The following is a 19,512-nucleotide window of genomic DNA, read 5'->3' on the forward strand; positions in this document are numbered from 1 at the left end:
GTTCCCGCCGAAGCATTCAAACATCGTTAACGGGCATTAAATATGACCTTCCTCAAGGGTATTTTTGAACCGATTTCGGCCGGGGCAGGCTGCGGCATTGCATCGGGCGGCCAAACGACCCACAATCGCGACACGTTCGCGTGGTGTGTCCCGGTGCGCCCGGGGTTGACCGGACACGATCCTTAACGCGACCTCAATTTCGGCGGCGCAGGTTGAACGAAATCCGCTGGTTGAAGAGCCGCGTTGGGGCTCGAACGCGTCTTTGGGGACGGATGATCGGGGAACACCAGAACGTCATGAGGTCTGTGCGCCAGGGCTTGCGCCTCTGGTGGCGCGCGGCATCGGCGCTGGCAATCTGTCTTTCCGTCACGCATTGCGGCAAGGCGCCGAATCCCGAGGCGTTGGCCGCCAACGCATCGACGGCCCAGGGGCTGACCTTCGACGACCGTTTTCCGGTACCTGAATTCAGCGACCGCTTCCCGTCCGCGCAGGAGAGCTTCCGGCTTCACACGCCCTCCGACTTCGCTTCGAAGCCCGCGCCCTCTCAGATCGCATCGCTGGAGCCGCAACGGCCGGAACGGCGGCAGCGTGAGGATCTGACGACCCTCGTCAGCATGAAGTCGTCGGCCTTTCCCTATTTCGGCAACAACCCAGCCTCCGACGCGCCGTTCCTGAACGTCAGCAACGGTGAGCGACGCGGCCACCGCAGCTTCTCCGGCCGCGTCTACTGGCAGGACCAGACCTACAACGACAGCCGCGTGCTGGTGCACGTCCCCGAACAGTTCGATGTGCGCAAGCCGGGCGTGATCGTCGTGTTCTTCCACGGCAACGGCGCCACGCTGGAGCGCGACGTGCGCGACCGCCAGTTGGTGCCGCAGCAGATCACGGCGGCCGGCGTCAACGCGGTGCTGCTCGCGCCGCAGATGGCCGTCGACGCCGCCGATTCGAGCGCCGGCAAGTTTTGGCAGCCCGGCGGCTTCAAGCGCTTCATGGACGAGGCTGCGGCCAGCCTCGCCCGCCTGACCGGCGATCCCGCGAGCGCGAAGACCTTCGCCGGCATGCCCATCGTGATCGTCGGCTACAGCGGCGGCTTTCTCCCTACGGCCTGGAGCCTCGAGGTCGGCGGCATCAGCGACCGCGTGCGCGGCGTGGTGCTGCTCGATGCGGTCTATGGCCAGCTCGACAAATTCGCCAACTGGATCGAGCGCAACCGCTCCGGCTTCTTCATCAGCTCCTACACCCGCTATACCGCGCGGCATGATCAGGAGCTGATGACCATGCTGCGCAATCGCGGCATCGAGGTCTCCGAGGGCATGGACCGGCCGCTGCGGCCGGGCAGCGTCGTCTTCGTCGAGACCGACGAGGGCATCACCCATCGCGACTACGTCACGCAGGCCTGGACCCGCCAACCGATCAAGGACGTGCTGATGAAGATGGCGGCCGCCCAGCCGCCGATCCGGATTGCGGCCGGAGCCCAGGATAGTTCGAACCGTGTGTCGAGCCGCTGAGCGGGCGGCCGACGCCGCGCTTCAGGACTTCGGCAGCTTCGGCATGTTCTCGACGAAGCCGTTGAAGCAGGCGAGCCGCTCGTCCTCTTCCTTGGTGAACTTGCAGTCGGCGACGGTCTTGGCCTTCATCGCTTTCGGCTTGGCTGCCGGAGGAATGACGGCGTCATAGCAGTTCAGCCGCTCCTTGGTTCCGTCGTCGATGTCCAGGCAGGCCTGGAGCTTGACGGCTGCCGATTGCGGCTTGGCCGGCGCGGCGGCGGCGGTCTTCGTTCCCTTCGGCTTGACCTGCACCAGCGGGCGGTCACCGACCATCGGCGCGCTCTGGGCCAGCGCAGGGGTGCACAGCAGCACTGCGGCCAAGCTCAACATCATCTTCTTCATGCCATATCTCTCTTGTCCGCCCCGTGGGCACGCGAGGACGTCCGCCGATGCTACTCGCCGGCCGAGGCAGAATCCACGCCCCCGGCAGCCCCCCAACGACATCGGCCTTTAATCCGGTCGGACCGGTCTTGCCAAGCGTCAACCCGCTGCTCGGGCCGGAACCGCGATCTGCGCGCGCTGGCGGCTGGCCAGGATCGCCAGCAATGCCAGGGTCAGGAACATCAGGGCGACGTAGCCGGTGGCGCCGAGCAGGTCGCGTGCAAACAGGCTGCCGCCGATCGCGGAGCCGATGGCCTGGCCGATATAGAGCACGGACGTGTTGAGCGACACCGAGGCCGAGGCGAGCGGCGGCGCGGCTGCCACCAGCCGAACCTGCTGCATCGAATTGGTGGACGCAAATCCCAACCCCCAGATCGCGACCGCCATCGCCATCAGGACGTAGGTGCCGGCCGCCAGCGTCCAGGCCGATACGCCGGCGAACATCAGGCAGGTGAACAACAGCGACGTCCGATAGGCCCCCCAGCCATCGACGATCCGGGTTGCGATGACGACGCCGAGAAAGCCGCAGGCGCCGTAGATCGCGAACACCAGCCCGATCTGGTTGGAGTCGGCGCCGGTCAGGCGCTTCAGCAGCGGTCCCATGAAGGTGAAGATCACGAACTGTCCCGACATCTGCAGGGTCGTGACCAGGAGCAGCAGCACCACCAGGCGGTTGCGGCCGAGCTCGGTCCAGGTCTTCAACGCGACCGGCGCGCCCTTCAGGCCGGATGGCAGGCGCCATGTCAGCAGCACGAAGCTGACCGCGCCGGCCGCAGCGACCGCGAGATAGGCGGCCCGCCAACCGGAATGACTGCCGATGAAGGTGATCATGGGCAGCCCCACGGCGGCCGCCAGCGACCAGCCGAGGAAGACATAGGCGATGGTGCTGCCGCGCTTCTCGACCGGGCTGATCAGCGCCGCGGTCCCGGCGGCCTGCGGTGTATAGAGAGCGCCGACCGCGAGCATCACCAGGCGCAGCGCCAGCAGGCTCGCATAGTCCGGTGCAAACGCCGAGGCGAGATTGCCGAGCGTGAGCACCAGGAGTGTCGCCGCCAGCAGACGGCGGCGGTCGAAGCGGCTCGTCAGCCAGGCGGTCAAGGGCGAGCAGATGCAGAGCACTACCGCGCCGAAGGTGATCAGCAGCCCCGCCGTCTGAATTCCAACGGCGAGATCCGAGGCGAGCTCCGGCAGCAGGCCAGCGGGCGCCAGCACCGAGCAGCCAGTGACGAGATTGCCGAGCATGAGCGAGGTCGGCGCAAGGCGCCCGGAAGCGGAAGCGGATGTCATCGCGCCTCAATAGCAGAGAATTTCATGCATTTGCATGAAAATGTCTCATGCCGTCCATGACTTTCTCTCGTCCTCCTCCCTTGTCCTGGCCGCTATTCTCGTCAGCGCGCGGGGGCAGGCTGCGCCGCCGAGGCCTGCGGCGAGGGAATCTGCCTCCAGGGAACCGGCGTGCCCGTCGGACGGACGATAGCCTTGGACGGCGGGCAGCTCTCGGTCAGCATCTTCAGAGCAGATTGCAGGCCTTCGCTGCTCACCGGAAATGTCGAGACATTGCGACGCGCAACATTCAACAGGGAATCGCTCAGCTCGGCAGACGGCATCAAGGACAGCGTTTTCACCTGGCTTGCATTCAGGAACACGCCCCAAGTCTCGCGATCGCCGGACCGCCGCGGCGGCGAGAGGAAATTGAGCCGCAGATCTCCGCTCGTCATCGCCAGCGGAGCCGGCGGCGGGCCGGCCGGCGCGATGCGCTCGACGTCGAGCTCGAAGCGGTCCTGATCGAAGCAGACCATCTGCAAGCGCGTGGTCTGGAACGTGCTCTCACCCTCCTTGCGTGCGAGAATGGTCTTGTAGGCAATCCCACGGCTGGCGGTCTCGAACATCCAGGGGCTTTCGACCCGCTGCCGCCGGTCGAGCGCGAAGCGCGCAATCTCCTCCCGCGTCAGGATGCGCATGCTCTCGAACGGGACAGACCGCGCCACCGTGAGCAGAGCGGGATCCGCGCCGAGCCTGGTGATGTAGTCGAGCACCATCTTGTCGGCCCGCGCCATCGCCTGCTGCATTGCCTGCGCCCGCATCTCGCGGGTCGGGACGCCGCCGGTGAAGTTCAGGATGACGCGCGGCGAATGCACCGCGAGCGTCGCATCCGCTGCGATCTCGCGCGTGGGCGCGCCGAGCAGCAGGTAGGGACAGGCCGAATTACAGATCGCCCCTCGGGTCCAGACCTCGCCGTGCAGTTCGCGCCCGGACAGCTTCAGCTTGGTGCAAGCGTCGCCCTCCTGAGGCTCGAAGCCGCACTCGCGCAAGGTGGTGCGTCCCACCCGCACGGCGGCCTTGCGCTCGCGCAGCATGTCGCCGATGGCGAGCGCCTGCTGCAGATTGCCGCCTGGCGAATTGAAGTAGATCGGCAATCGGCGCTCCCCGATCTGCTTCATGAACTTGCGAAACCGCGCGGCGGCGCTGCCGTCGATCTTGCCTTCGGCGGCGATCCAGCTGTCACAGCCATGTCCGCAGACATCCGAGGAGCCCTTGACGAGCGCGAATGCGATCGGCGTCGAGCCGTCTGCGATCCGCGGCGGCGACGCCCGGCGCACAGCCGGCTTGGACTCCGTGGCGGGCCTGACCGGGGTGGCCGGCCTCGCCTGTGCCGCGGGCTTTGGCTGGGCCGCCGGCCTCGTCATCGTCGGAGCGGCCGCGAGCGGCGACAGGCTCGACAGCACGCACATGATCAGCGCGGCCCCGACATGCGCGCCACCCCGCCGAAAAAGAGAGAGCGGCGCCTCCCCTGCAGACTCCATCGCCAAACGCGTCCCCACGCCCCGAACACTTGAAGTTGTATCATACCGGCCCGCGGCGGCAATCACCGCATCGCCCCGTCGGCCGCAATTGGCCGGTTTTCCCCTCCCTCCCCGGGTTGCAGCCTCCGAATCCCCTGCTATACCCCTTGCTCCCGCTTACCTGCGCTCGTTCGCAGGAGTGAGCTCAAGGAGAGACCCATGCCTGATTCCAAATCGCCCGACGCGAAATCCGCCGCCGACCAGTCCAAGCCCGGCTTCCAATACAGCCTCAGCAACCTGAAGCCCGCCGCCCCGGTCGAGAAGATCACCATCAGCTTCCCCGACGGCGCCCGCCGCGAATATCCCAGAGGCACCACCGGCTTCGACATCGCCAAGGGCATCTCGCCCTCGCTCGCCAAGCGCACCGTCGCGATGGCGCTGAATGGCGACCTCGTCGACCTCATCGATCCGATCAACGAGGACGCCAAGCTCGAGCTCGTCGACCGCGACGATCCGCGCGCGCTGGAGCTGATCCGGCACGACTGCGCGCACGTGCTGGCGGAAGCCGTGCAGTCGCTGTGGCCCGGCACCCAGGTCACCATCGGCCCCGTCATCGAGAACGGCTTCTACTACGACTTCTTCCGCAACGAGCCGTTCACCCCCGAGGACTTCGCCGCGATCGAGAAGCGGATGCGCGAGATCATCGGCCGCGACAAGCCCTTCACCAAGGAGGTGTGGGACCGCGAGAAGACCAAGCAGGTGTTCCGCGACAAGGGCGAGGCGTTCAAGGTCGAGCTGGTCGATGCCATTCCCGGCAGCGAGCCGATCAAGATCTACTACCAGGGCGACTGGTTCGACCTGTGCCGCGGCCCGCACATGACCTCGACCGGGAAGATCGGCAACGCCTTCAAGCTGATGAAGGTGGCGGGCGCCTATTGGCGCGGCGATTCCAACAATCCCATGCTGACCCGCATCTACGGCACCGCCTTCGCCAAGCAGGAGCAGCTCGACGCCTATCTGAAGCAGATCGAGGAGGCCGAGAAGCGCGACCACCGCAAGCTCGGCCGCGAGCTCGACCTGTTCCACTTCCAGGAGGAAGGCCCGGGCGTCGTGTTCTGGCATCCGAAAGGCTGGAGCATCTTCCAGGCGCTGATCGCCTACATGCGCCGGCGCCTCGCCGGCGAGTATGACGAGGTGAACGCGCCGCAGATCCTCGACAAGTCGCTGTGGGAGACCTCGGGCCACTGGAACTGGTATCGCGAGAACATGTTCGCGGCGCAGTCCGCCGGCGACGAGGCCGAGGACAAGCGCTGGTTCGCGCTGAAGCCGATGAACTGCCCGGGTCACGTGCAGATCTTCAAGCATGGCCTGAAGAGCTACCGCGACCTGCCGTTGCGGCTCGCGGAGTTCGGCGTCGTGCATCGCTACGAGGCTTCCGGCGCCATGCACGGCCTGATGCGCGTGCGCGGCTTCACCCAGGACGACGCGCACATCTTCTGCACGGAAGATCAGCTCGCCGAGGAGTGCCTGAAGATCAACGACCTCATCCTGTCGACCTACTCGGATTTCGGCTTCGAGGGCGAGCTGACGGTGAAGCTGTCGACCCGGCCGGACAAGCGCGTCGGGACCGACGAGATGTGGGATCACGCCGAGCGCGTGATGGCGACCGTGCTGAATGAGATCAAGGCGCAGAGCAACCACATCAAGACCGAGATCAATCCGGGCGAAGGCGCGTTCTACGGGCCGAAGTTCGAATACGTGCTGCGCGACGCCATCGGCCGCGACTGGCAGTGCGGCACCACGCAGGTCGACTTCAACCTGCCGGAGCGGTTCGGCGCGTTCTACATCGACGCCGACGGCGCCAAGAAGGCGCCGGTGATGGTACACCGCGCGATCTGCGGCTCGATGGAGCGCTACATCGGCATCCTGATCGAGCACTACGCCGGCAGCTTCCCGCTGTGGCTGGCGCCGACCCAGGTCGTCGTCACCACCATCACCTCGGAGGGCGACGAATATGCCAAGCAGGTGCTGGCGGCGCTGCGGCGGGCGGGACTGCGGGCCGAGATCGATCTGCGCAACGAGAAGATCAACTACAAGGTCCGCGAGCATTCGCTGCAGAAGATCCCGGCTTTGCTCGTCGTCGGCAAGAAGGAGGCCGAGACGCATTCGGTCTCGGTCCGCCGGCTCGGCCGCGACGGCCAGACCGTGATGCCGACGGCGGACGCCATCGCGGCGCTGGTCGACGAGGCGACGCCGCCCGACGTGCGGCGCCGCCAGCGCGAAGCGGCCTGACGTCGGCCTGACCCCGCGTAAGCGGGCCGACATGCGGGAACGGTGTTCCCGCATGTCGCTTGCGCTCCCCCGATCAACACGTTCCCTCGCCCTCATTGCGAGCGGCTACGCTGACAGAGTGGCAACGACATCAACGGAATCTCCGTCTTTGCCCGCCGCCTGCAGCGCCACCTCGGCGCATTCGGCCATGTAGAGAAACATCGTCGCGAGCATCCGCTCGATCGCCTCGCGGCCGCGCGGCAGGATGGTGATGGCGTCGGTGCCGCGGGCGAGCAGGCCCTTCTCTTCCGCATCGCGCAGCAGTGTCAGCACATGCTTGCGCGACACCGAGAAGCGCGTCGCCAGGGCGTTGATGGAGAGCGGCACGGGTTCATCCGGCGGAAACGGCTGCTCGGGCCCTGCGCCCTGGGCCAGGCTGAACAGGATCACCATGCCGGCGGTGCGCTCGGCAAACGGCTCCAGCTCGGGTGCACCATCGAGCACCCGCATGCCGGCGATGAAGCGGCGACCGAGTTCGAGCACGAATGTCTTCACGAAGGCCGGATCGCTCAGCGCCGTCCGATAGACCACGGCGGCCGGAAGCACCGCGCCCATGGCGTCGAACTGCACGCCCCAGCGCTCCCTGTGCAGCGCGATCAGCTTGTCGGTCGGCACCAGCGGACGCCGGCGACGGTCGAGATTGGCCGCGGACGCGACCAGCCCGGCCGCGCGCATCAGCGCCAGCATCGCCTCGCAGCGGCCGCCACTGCACAGGTCGAGCCTGGCGCACATGTCCTTCATGGCGCCGACGGTCAGGCCGAGCTCGCCGTCGCGCTGCTCGGCGAAGTGCAGGTACAGCGCGACATGCGGAAACAGCGCCCTTGCCCGATCGCTCAGCAACGCATTGAGGATGCGGTCGCCGCGGTAGAGCCGGACCGCGGCTGCGGTCGAGGCTCGCATCGCCTGGTCAAAGCCGGGTGTCGCGCGCAGTCGCGCGACGGCGTCAGGTGACGGTATCAGTACGGTCATCGGCACGTCAGAACTTGCACGTGGAGCAGCCCTCGGCGGATCTCTCAACATTATGTTTTTACCGCTCGACCTCAGGTTCGACAATTCGCACCCAATCTTGCGGCCTTGGACAGATGGCCGCAGCCAACGCCCGTTCCCGCGTCGCATTGCGCGAAGCTCTCGGCCGGACACCGCGAGAGCTGCAGGGACTGACCTGGGGACATGAGGCGCAGTGCGGAGGCGGTAGAACCGATCAAAACGACGTGCCGTGGCCTCGTTGCCGACGGGGGCGCATGCTATCTGTCGCACATGCAACCAACGAGACCTGACGACGTGACCGACGCGATTGAACTGCTGAAGACCCGCCGCTCCGTGAAGCCGCGCGAGATGAGCGGCCCCGGCCCCTCGCCCGCCGAGCTCGACACCATCCTGACCATCGGCGCCCGCGTGCCGGACCATGGCAAGCTCGCGCCGTGGCGCTTCATCGTCTTCGAGGGCGACGGCCGCCGCCGCGCCGGAGAGATCATCGCGTCCGCGTTCGCCAGGAAGAACCCGCAGGCGAGCGCGGCCGAGCTCGAGGTTGAGAAGAACCGCTTCATGGAAGCGCCGCTGGTGATCGGCCTCGTCAGCTTCACCCGGCCGCATCCCAAGGTGCCGGCCTATGAGCAGGAGCTCTCGGCCGGCGCCAGCGCAATGAACATCCTGACCGCGGCCACCGCGCTCGGCTATGGCGGCTGCTGGCTGTCCGGCTGGTACATGTTCGACCGCGACGTCATGGATGGGCTCGGGCTGAAGCCTGAGGAGAAGCTCTCCGGGTTCATTCACATCGGCAAGCCGACCAAGCCGAGCGAGGACCGCCCGCGCCCGGCGCTCGCGGACATCGTGACGCGGTTCTGAGCGCGACAATCTCCGCTGTCGTCCCTGCGAACGCATGCGAACGCAGGGACCTATAACCACCGGCGGCAGTCGCGACACAAGCTCGTTCGACACGACATCCGTCACCACATCTTCCTGGGGTTATGGATCCCGGATCGGCGCGCGCCTACGGCGCGCTTGTCCGGGACGACGGTTGAGGGTGTGGCGGCCGTCATCCCATCACGCCGCCTTGGACGATCGCCCACCGAACTGCGCCAATAGCCCCGCGATCTCCGAGGCCGGCTTGGCGGCGCTGAACAGAAAGCCCTGGACCTGGTTGCAGCCTTCGGCGCGCAGCCAGTCGAGCTGATCCGATGTCTCGACGCCCTCGGCGGTGGTGATGATGTTGAGACTCCTGCCGAGGCCGGAGATGGCGCGGACGATGGCGAGGCAGTCGGAGCGCTGCGCGAGGTCCTTCACGAAGGAGCGGTCGATCTTGATCTTATCGAACGGGAAGCTGCGGAGATAGCTGAGGCTGGAATAGCCGGTGCCGAAATCGTCCATCGAGATGCGGATGCCGAGCTGGCGCAGCTGATGCAGCGTCGCCAGATTGGCCTCGGTCTCCGCCAGCAGGATCGACTCGGTGATCTCGAGCTCGAGCCGCTCCGGCGCCAGCGCCGACTGTGCCAGCGCCTGCACCACGACCTGCACCAGATTGCGGCTGCGGAACTGCACCGCCGACAGGTTCACCGCCACCTTGATGCCATCGGGCCATCGCGCCGCCTCGTGACAGGCCTCGCGCAGCACCCATTCGCCGAGCGGCACGATCAGTCCAATGTCTTCGGCCACGGGGATGAAGTCGGCCGGTGAGATCATGCCCTTGTCGGGATGGCGCCAGCGCAGCAGGCATTCGAAGCCGGAGATCGCGCCGGTCGCGACGTCGACCAGCGGCTGGTAGTGCAGCTCGAATTCGCCCTGCGCGAAGGCGCGGCGCAAATCGTGCTCCATGTCGCGGCGCTTCTGCGCTTGGCGGTCCATCTCCTTTTCGAAGAACCGATGCACGCGGCCGCCGTCCTGCTTGGCGCGGTACAGCGCCATGTCGGCGTTCTTCATCAGTTCCTCGCAGCTCGCGCCGTCGCCCGGCGACAGCGCGATGCCGATGGAGGCACCGATCACGAGCTCATTGCCGTCGATGTCATAGGGAGCGCTGAGCGCCGCGATCAGACGCGCGGCGCTCTCGCTGGCGTCATCGGCGCCGCCCTGACGGATGATCACCGCGAACTCGTCACCGCCGAGCCGCGCCGCCAGCTTGCCGCCATGCATCTGCTGCGTCAGGCGGCCCGCGACCGCCTGCAGCAGCCGGTCGCCCATCGGATGGCCGAAGGAATCGTTGACGGTCTTGAACAGGTCGAGGTCGATGCACATCACCGCGATGCGCCTGTCCGCCGACAAGGCGCCGTCGAGCTCCTGCGTGAGGCGCTGCTGGAAGAATTCGCGGTTCGGCAGGCCGGTCAGCCCGTCATGGTGCGCCATGTAGGCGATGCGCGCCTCGGCGCGGCGGCGCTCGGTGATGTCGACGATCGCGACCAGCACGCCGTCGCGGCCATCGAAGCTGATCTCGCGGCCATAGGTCAGCACCTCGATCTCGCTGCCATCAGCCTTGCGATGGCGCCAGTCGCGGTGAAACAGATCGCCGTCGGCGAGCCGCAACAGCGCGTCATCGAGGCTTTCCCATTCGCCCGGCGGCCAGAGATCCCAGACGTTCATGCACAGGAGATCGGCCCGGCCATAGCCATAGTGCCCGACCATCGCGTCGTTGACGTTGAGGATCTGCGCGGTCTTGGCGTCGAGGATGCACATCGGCACCGGATTGGCGTCGAACAGCAGCCGGAACGAGGCCTCGCGCCGCTTCAGCGCGGTCACATCGGCAATGGTCAATGAGATGATGTCGCCGAAGGCGTGGGCGCCGAGCCTGAGACTGCGCGCTTCGCTGTCGAGCTCGAACTGGTCGCTTCGCCCGTGCGTGACCACGTCGAACAGCCGCGCCATCACCTCGGGCGTGCACAACATGTTGCCGCCCTGCTTCAGCCGATGCCATTGCAGCGTCGCCGACGGCAGCCTGAGCAGGTCAGCGGCCGCGCGATTGTGATGGACCACCTGGAAATCGCAGGGCATGCCGACGCTGTCGCGGATGGTCGCGAGCGAGACGACGCCGTCATCGGTCGTCGAGAAGATCGCGTCGAGCAGATTGTACTGCGTGGCACGCTCGTTGACGTAGGTCCCGACCAGCGTGCTGCCCCACCGCGAATTGGTCGGCAACGCCAGGACATCATAGCTGCGGACCATGCCGTCGCGCACGCAATGCGCATAAGCGAGATAGGGCTGGCCGCTGACGAGCGCGCAATTGGCGGCCTCCACCAGCACGGTGGCACAATCCGGCGACACGGCCTCCACCGCGACGTCCCAGCGTTCGTCCTGCAGCCATTGCTGGACGTAGCGACCGCTGCGCGAAATCTGCAGGCCGCCGTCGTCGTTGTTGAGCACCGCGATGTGATCGGCGAGCCGGCCGAGGCTGCCCAGCATCACGTCCTCGTAGCGCGGCAGGCGCTGCCCTGGCCTCAATGCGGCCTGCCATTTGCGCCTGAGCACCGGGATGTCGTCAAAGAGATCGCTGCTGATCGTTGTCAACGCCTTGGTCGTCGCGGCACTCATCATTCCCACTCGATCGCCCACCCTGTCGGTCCCGGCGGTATCTGAAGCAGACGCGGCTTTAACGAGCTGTAAATGCATTGGCTTCGCGCATGGCGCGCAGCGATTGTGACAGTTTTAAGTGGTTCCATGGTTATCGCGCATTAGCGACTGTGACAGCGTCGCTTCACGTTCATCGCCGCTGTCCCAACGAGAGGGAGATACGGCACGGATGCGGATGTGACTACGCGATCTCGCGACACGATCTGCCCGAGTTTTGCTGATCGAACCGCCCTCTTCAAACAGAGGGCGCAGGGAGAGCCGGACCTCGACTGAGGCCCGTGGCCCGCCTGCGAAAAAAATGCAGGCGGCAGGTACCACAGGTCAGCCGGAAACCCGGCCCTCCCTGCGCGATGGTTGAACGGCTGCTTCGCGTTCTCCCTGGTGCGCCGGGCTTTCTGGCCACCATCCCCACGCAAGGCGAAGCCTCAACGTGAGTTGATATCAGCATCGGGATATCAGGACCGCGCGACTTGACCGTGCGCAGCGGATCGTTCGTCGGCACGAGAGACCCCGCGCTGCAATCCACCACGCCCACCGCTCCCCGCCTCGCGTCTCGTGACGACCGCGATACGCCCCTCATCTCGAGGCGGGATGCGCGGAAAGATCCACCTGATTTGCCCGACGGCGCAAGGACTAATAACTGCGACAAAGTAACCCGACGGGCAGACGTCGCGAGTTTAGCGAGTCGTGTCGCGCACCACTGCTTCGACGATCACCGCCGTCGTCCCGGCCTTGAGCGGGGACCCATAGCCACCGGCCGCGGCGAGGCGGGCCGCTGACAGCTACGTCCCCGATAGCATCCGCGGTATGGGTCCCGGCGTTCGCCGGGACGACACCGTTGGTGGAACGCGATCCTGCAAAAACTCTGCGCTCGCATCACTCCTGCTCCAGACGAATGCCTGCGTCGCTGAGCGCCTCCATGAGCCGCTCGATGTCCTCGGATGCGACGGTGTTGCCTGGACAGATCTCATTCAGCTCGTCGAACGTGATCCATCCCTTACGCTCACCGATCGCGATGGCATGGCGGATGATGTCGGATATCTGCATGCGGCTCTCCCCGGAGATGGGTTCTCATCAATAGCGGGGAGAGTCGGTTTGCCCCTGCAGGCTTTCGCGCGTCCTACCGCGCCAGCACCTCGACCTCGCCGTCGACGCCGTTGACGACGCTGAAGGAGCGCTCGAACACCTTGCCTTCGTTCTTGGCGATGGCGCGGTAGTCGCCTTCGGACAGCACGACCTTGGGGAAGGCGCCGATCGATTCCTTGATCACGTCGCCGCCGGGGTTGATGACCGACCAGGCGGTGTTGGCGAGCGCCTCGCCGCCCTTGTCGGAGACGAGCTTCAAGGTGATGACCGCGGCACGGTGCGTCACCGTGACGTCGGTGAGCTTGCCGGCCTGGACGCGGATGTCGGAGCGCACCACCGAGTTCGCGTCGCCATAGTTGGAGACGATGTAATAGGTGCCTTCCGGCAGCATCAGCATGTCGCCGGCGGCGACGTTCGGCACCAGCGGCGCCCGCTCGCGGCCGTCGAACTGGCTGCCCTTGTAGATGGCGAACGAGATCTGGTTCTGCGGGATCTTGCTGGTGCCGACCCTGCCCTCGAGGCGCAGGCCGCCGGCCGGCAGCACGAAGGATTCGCGATCGGTCTCCGTCTTCAGGTTCACCGACCTGACCGCGCTGACGAGGCCGAGCGCGACATGCACGACATAGGTGCCGGGCGGCAGCACGATGTTCGGCGTCGGGCCGCGATCCTCGCGCAGCATCTTGAAGGCGCCAGATTCGTCCGGCCGGTCGGCGAACACGCGCCAGACCAGACCGCCATTGATGTTCGGCAGGTCCTTGCCGAACCGCGCCGACAGCGACAGCACGCCCTGGTTGGGAGTCGCAGCCGGCGGAGCGGCCACCGGCGGGATCGCGGCCGGCGCGCCGGGTGGGATCGCGGCGACCGGAGGTCCCGGCAGCGCCTGCGGGGCCGGCGGCGGAATGGGCCCGGCGGCGGGGCCGGAGGGGGGCGCCAGGCTGACCGCCGCGCCGGGATCGGGCACCGAGGCCGGCGGAACCGGCGGTGGCCGGTCGCCGAACAGTTGCGCCGCGGCCGGCGACATCACGAAACCGGTCAGCGGGCACGACAAGGCGAGCACAAGCCATAGCCGCCCGCTGCGCCGGAATCTGGTGAACCCGCGACCTGTCGTCATCGTCCTGCTTTTGACCGAAAACGCGGCAAATTCAAGCCTCTACTCAACCTTCCCTGAGGAACCGCGCGAACGGCGCGCGACCTGGTCGCATTCTCCGGCGCCTGAGCGCCCGCGGCGCGCAGTCTGCCCGGCGGAGCGTTCAAATCAGCGGCATCCGGCACTCCCGTCGACCCGGCATAAAGGATGCTTCTGGTAGGCTGGTGCTAGGCTGTCATGCGTCATGAGTCCGTTGGCGACTCGTTGCACACAGTATGCGTAGGCGTGGAGATCTCGGTGCTGGATATTCTGAAAGGACGCCGTGCGAGCGGAACCGAAGGTTCCGATGTCGGTCTCGGGACGATCCGCAAGCCGGTGATCGGGCTGGCGCTGGGTGGCGGCGCGGCGCGCGGCTTTGCCCATATCGGCGTCATCCGGACCCTGATGGCCCACGGCATCGTGCCCGACGTCGTGGTCGGCACCTCGATCGGCGCCGTGGTCGGCGGCGCCTATGCGGCCGGCCAGCTCGATACCCTGGAGGAATGGGCGCGCAGCCTGCAGATGCGCAACATCCTCGGCTATCTCGACATCCGCCTCAATGGCTCCGGCCTGATCGGCGGCGAGAAGCTCGCCGCGCAGCTCGAAGCCTCGCTCGGCCGCATCACGATCGAGGAGCTGCCGATGAAGGTCGCGACGGTGGCAACCGAGATTCGCACCGGACACGAGATCTGGCTGACCCATGGCAGCCTGGTCGATGCGATGCGCGCCTCCTATGCCCTGCCCGGCATCTTCGCGCCGGTCCTGATCGGCGACCGCTGGCTGGTCGACGGCGCGATGGTCAATCCGGTGCCGGTGTCGGCGGCGCGGGCGCTCGGCGCCGAGATCGTGATCGCCGCCAACCTGTCCAGCGACGTGTTCACGCATTCGACGACGATCTACGCGCATGGCCAGCCGGTCCAGGTGCCGGAGACGGTGATGGAAAGCACACCGCCGAAGCGGCGCTTCCGCAGGCTGTTCTCGCCGGAGCGCGCGGTGAAACGGCAGTTCTTCGGCGAAGGCGGCCGGCCGGGCATCTCGTCGGTGATGGTCGACGCCTTCAACATCATGCAGGACCGCATCACCCGTGCGCGCCTCGCCGGCGATCCGCCGGACCTGCTGATCTCGCCGCGCGTCGGCCAGATCGGCTGGTTCGACTTCCATCGCGCGGCCGACCTCATCGCGTTCGGCACAAGGGCGGCCGAACGTGCGCTGGATTCAATCCAGGAGGCGATCGGCGCAGTCACGCCGACCGGCGGCGGAGCGACTACGCCGTCTTGATATACTGGCGGAGCGCTTCCTGCTCGGTCTCGTATTCCTGGACGCGCCACTTCACGACGTCGCCGATCGAGATCAGGCCGACCACGCCCCCCCCCTCGATCACCGGCAGATGGCGGAACTTGCCGTTGGTCATCATCTCCATGATCGAGGCGACCGTATCCGCCGGCTTGCAGCTCACCACCCGCCGCGTCATCACGTCCGACACCGGCTCGGTCAGCGCCGCGGCGCCGCGCTCGCCGAGCGCGCGGACGATGTCGCGTTCCGAGAGGATGCCCTCCATCCGGCTGCCCGACATCACCAGCACCGCGCCGATCTTGCGCTCGGCGAGCCGCTTGGCAGCCTCGGCGAGTGTGGTCTGGGACTCGACGCTCTCGACCTGGTGGCCCTTGATGTCGAGGATCGCACGTACTGTCATTGCTCGTCTCCTTGAAAGGCCGGTGCGCCTTCTTGAACGAGGCGTCGTTGCGGCCGATGCTTCCAGCGATCGTCAGTCAAGCGAGTCTTCAATCAACAGTCTGGCAGCGCAACCGATCCAACGCATCCGGCCCGACCGCGTCTGATCCAACGCAGCGGATCGCGTTGTGGTTGCAACGCCCTTCGCAGGCCTGCCGCATGGCACAAAAGGGCCTGCTTTCGTTTGCCCGGAATCGTGTCCCGGTTGTGGTGGACGCAAATGATGAATGAAATCACCCGCGCTCGCAAGCGCAGGATCGCGGCAACTAATGGTCGGCCGCGTCGGACGGCAACGCAGGCGCAGCATCGCCACGCACATGCGGGATGGGATCGAACAGCGCAAACAGGATCAGTCCGGCGATGAAGCCGCCGATATGCGCCTGCCAGGCGACGTCGGCGCCCTCGGCGCCGGGCGTGATGCCGCCGATGCCGAACACGATGTTGACGCCGAACCACACCGCCAGGAAGCCGAGGACCCGCGGATTGCGCAGCGCACGCGACAGCGACAGCGCCGGCACCCTGGCCGCTGCATCGGCATCGCCGCGGGTGAACGACAGGAAGCTGCCGCTCACGAAGGCAAAGCGCATCGCCGCCGCCATGGTGCCGGACACGGAGGCCGAGGCGCCGATCATCGGCGCCAGCGCGTGCTCATGGGTGAGCAGATGAGCCAGCGCACCGGCCGCCGCCGTCACCGCCAGGAACAGATAGAACCTGAGCGCTCCGAAGCGGCGCGCGAGCGCGCTGCCGAACGGCAGCAGCCACAGCACGTTGAAGCCGATATGCGCCAGATTGGCGTGCAGCAGCGAGTAGCTGAAAAAGGTCCAGATCTTGGCCGGCGTGCCGCCGGGAAACGCCCCGTCCATCAGGGTCTGGTCGTATCGTTTCGGGACGAAGGCGAAGAGGTCGATGATCCAGTCGTTCCACGCGTCCGGCAACAGCACGCGCAGATGGATCACCGCGATCAGCAGGATGTAGGCGGTCAGCGCGCCCGGCAGATTGAGGATCGGCTCCCGCGCCTGCTGGAGCGGCGGATCCTGCGTGAGGTCTGACGAGGAGGAATCCAACGGAACGCACGCCTTCGACGAGAGGAACAGATCCGTCAGATAGGCGGCTTTGGCCGGCCTGTGCAAGCGCACGGCGGCAGAGTTGATGCGCGGCGCGGCGGCAGCGGCGGCGAAAGGGCGACGGATCCGCCAAAAGAACGAGGGAGGGTCCTGAGAAGACCCTCCCTCCGAGACTTGCCGGCCTTTGCCGCGTCCGGAGCGCCCGGGGTTGTTGTCCCCACCCCGCCCCGTCGCGACGACCAGACTTGTTTGACGCCGCCTGCGTGTACCTCACCGTATCGCGGCGGACCTTGCACCGTCCGGCCGCGATCTGATGAACGCATTGTTAACGATCGCCGGGACGCCGCCAAGCTCATCGTTAATTTAACCTTAACGCGCGGAAGGCCGGGGTAAAGCCGGCACGATCGCACCATCGGCATGGACGCTGCACCACCCCTCCTGCGAAAATCAACCAGGGAGGCGCCTGGACGAAAGCGGGACAGCAATGTCCCCCGTGACGTCGAGGGCGCGAGGGGTTACCGAGATGAAACATCCGTCCAATCGCGAGCTCTTCGCCTATTGGAACGACAGGCGCGGCCATGCCAAGGCGCCGGAGCGCTGCGACTTCGAGCCGTCGGCCGTGCGCGAGCTGCTGGGCGACATCTTCGTCCTGTCCTGCGATGCGGACAGCGGCTTTCCGTTCCGCATGGCCGGCACGCGGCTGTGCGCCCTGCTCGGCGGCGACGTCAAGGACAGCAGCTTTCCGGCGCAGTTCGCGCCGGCCAGCCGCCGCGAGATCGAGGAGATCACGGCGGTGGTCTGCGAAGAGACGCTGCCCGCGATCGCCGGCGTGACGGCGCAGGCGCCGGATCGCACGACCGCGCATTTCGAACTGCTGCTGCTGCCGTTCGCGACCCGCGCGCATGAGCCGATCAGCCTGACCGGCCTGCTCGCCCCGTTCGAGACGCCAAGGGGCGCGCTCGGCCCGCTGGAGATGGTGTCCTGGCGCTATATCCATCCGCCGGTCGAGCCGATCGTGCCGCGCGCGCTGCGCAAGCTCGCACTCGCCCGCGGCCTGATGGTGTATGAGGGACTGCGCTGACTTCCTGCAGATGCGTGTCCCGTAAGCCTCGTCGGGGCCCCAGCTCTCTCCCCGTCATTGCGAGCGCATCATCCGGACAAGGCCCGGAATGACGGAGAGAGCCGTCATCAGCGGCAATGCTCGTCTTGCGCGAACAAGATGAACGCCTGCGGTGCTGCGATAACGCTGAATTAACCGTGCAGGACTTAGTTTCAACACTGGATCATCCGGCACGCTAAGAGCCGGCTTTGAGTGGCGAAACATGGCGTTGCCGAACAAAAAACTCTCTCTTCCGGCCGCCGAGGAGCGCCGCCGTTTCCAGCGGGTCAAGGTCCACCTGCTCGGCCGCTACATGCTGCCCGACCGCCGCGAGTTTCCCTGCCAGGTGATCAACATGTCGCCGGGCGGGCTGGCGCTGCTCGCGCCCGGCATCGGCAATGTCGGCGACCGCGTGATCGCCTATCTCGACCATATCGGCCGCGTCGAGGGCAAGATCACCCGCATCATCGACAACGGCTTCGCGATGACCATCGGCGCCACCGCGCGCAAGCGCGACAAGCTCGCCGCGCAGCTGACCTGGCTTGCCAACCGCGACATCCTCAACCTGCCGGAGGATCGCCGCCACGACCGTATCATTCCGCGCAACCCGATCGCGGTGCTGACGCTCGAGGACGGCACCAAGATGACCTGCCGCATCATCGACATGTCGCTGTCGGGCGCGGCGATTGCGGCGGAGACCAGGCCGCCGCTGAAATCGCAGGTCATGCTCGGCCGCGTCCAGGCGCGCGTGGTGCGAAATCTCGAAGGCGGCTTCGCGATCGAGTTCATGCACGCCCAGCTCGCCGAAACGCTCGAAGACAGCGTTACCGCGCGGTAAAGCCGCAAGCCTCTGAAATCCCGCAACTTCACGGAGCACACGGCGTCCGGCACCACGGGCGCCGTGTGGCGTTCGGCCATCGCACAGGCAGTCCAGCGCAGTTAATGGTTGGCGGGAAAAGCGCACGGGACCCTGCAACGGCAGCGGTTCCCGGCTTAATGCAGCGCATTCGATTCAACCGCGAATGATTCAAATTTTAGCTAGATTCGATTCAAGTGAAAGTCGAATAAGCCCTTTGTTTTACTTGGATTTGCGTCAAATCCATCGTGGCGATTTAGCGGCAGCGAAAAATCTTTGTGAGACAGATGGTCCCAACGAAAACGGGGGCCAAAATGGTCAAGCGGACGGGACAGGCAACAGGGTGGGCGGTCGCAGCCTTCCTGATGGCGATGGGCGGGGTGGCGCATGCCGGTGATGACCGGGTGCTCTATGCGAGCCTGGGCGACACCGCACGGGCGCCGATCGGCTGGGTCGAGTTCTGCACCGAGACCCCCGAGGAATGCCGCGGCGGCGCGTCGCAGCCCCGCGACATCGTGCTGTCCCAGACCGCCTGGCGCGATCTGCTAAAGGTCAATCGCTGGGTCAACGAGAACGTCAAGCCGATCACCGACATGGACCATTGGGGCGTGGTCGAGAAATGGTCGCTGCCGACGGACGGCTACGGCGACTGCGAGGATTACGTGCTGTTGAAGCGCAAGCTGCTGATCGATGCCGGCTGGCCCCGCGAGGCGCTGCTGATCACGGTGGTGCGCGACAAAAAGGGTGAAGGACATGCCGTCCTCACCGTGAAGACCGACAAGGGTGAGTACGTGCTCGACAATCAGAACGAGAACGTCGTCGCCTGGACCGAAACCGGCTACCGCTTCGTCAAGCGGCAGTCGCAGAGCGACCCGAACGTGTGGGTCTCGCTCGGCGACGGTCGCCCGGCAGTGGCCACCGCCAGCGCCAGAGAACGCTAAGGCGTCCGCGAGC

The 19,512-nt window shown here is 66.3% G+C and carries 16 protein-coding genes; 7 read left to right on the forward strand and 9 right to left on the reverse strand.

Annotated elements, in window-relative coordinates; genetic code table 11:
• Window positions 1-296: 296 nt before the first annotated feature.
• The gene (locus ACQR1F_RS09870) at window positions 297-1,508 is read left to right on the forward strand and encodes an alpha/beta hydrolase (protein ID WP_315801051.1); all 1,212 of its coding nucleotides are present in this window, start codon (window positions 297-299) and stop codon (window positions 1,506-1,508) included.
• 21 nt (window positions 1,509-1,529) lie between these two features.
• Here the strand turns inward: ACQR1F_RS09870 and ACQR1F_RS09875 are convergent, their stop codons facing one another.
• From ACQR1F_RS09875 to ACQR1F_RS09885, 3 genes are all read right to left on the reverse strand, one after another.
• Entirely contained in the window at window positions 1,530-1,889 is a 360-nt protein-coding gene (locus tag ACQR1F_RS09875; protein WP_315801052.1) for a hypothetical protein, read from the reverse strand.
• Between the two features lie 138 nt (window positions 1,890-2,027).
• Window positions 2,028-3,215, reverse strand: coding sequence for an MFS transporter (locus ACQR1F_RS09880; RefSeq protein ID WP_315801053.1), 1,188 nt, complete (start codon window positions 3,213-3,215; stop codon window positions 2,028-2,030).
• 101 nt (window positions 3,216-3,316) lie between these two features.
• The gene (locus ACQR1F_RS09885; RefSeq protein ID WP_409997879.1) at window positions 3,317-4,732 is read right to left on the reverse strand and encodes a hypothetical protein; all 1,416 of its coding nucleotides are present in this window, start codon (window positions 4,730-4,732) and stop codon (window positions 3,317-3,319) included.
• 198 nt (window positions 4,733-4,930) lie between these two features.
• Between ACQR1F_RS09885 and thrS the strand changes: the two genes are divergently transcribed.
• Entirely contained in the window at window positions 4,931-7,003 is a 2,073-nt protein-coding gene (gene thrS, locus ACQR1F_RS09890) for a threonine--tRNA ligase (RefSeq protein ID WP_434912936.1), read from the forward strand.
• A gap of 105 nt (window positions 7,004-7,108) precedes the next feature.
• Here thrS and ACQR1F_RS09895 read toward each other — a convergent pair whose 3' ends face one another.
• Entirely contained in the window at window positions 7,109-8,017 is a 909-nt protein-coding gene (locus tag ACQR1F_RS09895) for a hypothetical protein (protein WP_434912937.1), read from the reverse strand.
• Window positions 8,018-8,323: 306 nt separating this feature from the next.
• On the opposite strand from ACQR1F_RS09895, the gene ACQR1F_RS09900 reads away from it, so the two are divergent.
• Window positions 8,324-8,887 (forward strand): nitroreductase family protein, encoded by a 564-nt coding sequence (locus ACQR1F_RS09900; protein ID WP_434912938.1) that lies wholly within the window; start codon window positions 8,324-8,326, stop codon window positions 8,885-8,887.
• 198 nt (window positions 8,888-9,085) lie between these two features.
• Here the strand turns inward: ACQR1F_RS09900 and ACQR1F_RS09905 are convergent, their stop codons facing one another.
• The 3 genes from ACQR1F_RS09905 to ACQR1F_RS09915 form a co-directional block, all read right to left on the reverse strand.
• Window positions 9,086-11,557 (reverse strand): putative bifunctional diguanylate cyclase/phosphodiesterase, encoded by a 2,472-nt coding sequence (locus ACQR1F_RS09905; protein ID WP_434912939.1) that lies wholly within the window; start codon window positions 11,555-11,557, stop codon window positions 9,086-9,088.
• 915 nt (window positions 11,558-12,472) lie between these two features.
• On the reverse strand, window positions 12,473-12,643 hold the full coding sequence (locus ACQR1F_RS09910; protein ID WP_315801056.1) for an RNA polymerase sigma factor region1.1 domain-containing protein: 171 nt from the start codon (window positions 12,641-12,643) through the stop codon (window positions 12,473-12,475).
• A gap of 73 nt (window positions 12,644-12,716) precedes the next feature.
• On the reverse strand, window positions 12,717-13,793 hold the full coding sequence (locus ACQR1F_RS09915; protein ID WP_316215997.1) for a hypothetical protein: 1,077 nt from the start codon (window positions 13,791-13,793) through the stop codon (window positions 12,717-12,719).
• A 273-nt stretch (window positions 13,794-14,066) separates the two neighbouring features.
• Between ACQR1F_RS09915 and ACQR1F_RS09920 the strand changes: the two genes are divergently transcribed.
• Window positions 14,067-15,086, forward strand: a complete 1,020-nt coding sequence (locus tag ACQR1F_RS09920; RefSeq protein ID WP_315801058.1) for a patatin-like phospholipase family protein — start codon at window positions 14,067-14,069, stop codon at window positions 15,084-15,086.
• On the opposite strand, the gene ACQR1F_RS09925 is transcribed toward ACQR1F_RS09920, so the two are convergent.
• Window positions 15,073-15,501: a CBS domain-containing protein gene (locus tag ACQR1F_RS09925; RefSeq protein WP_434912940.1), complete on the reverse strand. Its 429-nt coding sequence runs from the start codon at window positions 15,499-15,501 to the stop codon at window positions 15,073-15,075. The genes ACQR1F_RS09920 and ACQR1F_RS09925 overlap by 14 nt on opposite strands.
• Window positions 15,502-15,805: 304 nt before the next feature.
• Window positions 15,806-16,603, reverse strand: a complete 798-nt coding sequence (locus ACQR1F_RS09930; protein ID WP_434912941.1) for a rhomboid family intramembrane serine protease — start codon at window positions 16,601-16,603, stop codon at window positions 15,806-15,808.
• 523 nt (window positions 16,604-17,126) lie between these two features.
• Between ACQR1F_RS09930 and ACQR1F_RS09935 the strand changes: the two genes are divergently transcribed.
• From ACQR1F_RS09935 to ACQR1F_RS09945, 3 genes are all read left to right on the forward strand, one after another.
• Entirely contained in the window at window positions 17,127-17,684 is a 558-nt protein-coding gene (locus ACQR1F_RS09935) for a PAS domain-containing protein (RefSeq protein ID WP_434912942.1), read from the forward strand.
• Between the two features lie 241 nt (window positions 17,685-17,925).
• Entirely contained in the window at window positions 17,926-18,540 is a 615-nt protein-coding gene (locus ACQR1F_RS09940) for a PilZ domain-containing protein (RefSeq protein ID WP_315801062.1), read from the forward strand.
• A gap of 332 nt (window positions 18,541-18,872) precedes the next feature.
• Window positions 18,873-19,499, forward strand: coding sequence for a transglutaminase-like cysteine peptidase (locus ACQR1F_RS09945; protein WP_434838385.1), 627 nt, complete (start codon window positions 18,873-18,875; stop codon window positions 19,497-19,499).
• The last annotated feature ends 13 nt before the right edge of the window (window positions 19,500-19,512 follow it).

It is taken from the genome of Bradyrhizobium sp. HKCCYLS3013 (assembly GCF_051167615.1).
Classification (GTDB): domain Bacteria; phylum Pseudomonadota; class Alphaproteobacteria; order Rhizobiales; family Xanthobacteraceae; genus Bradyrhizobium.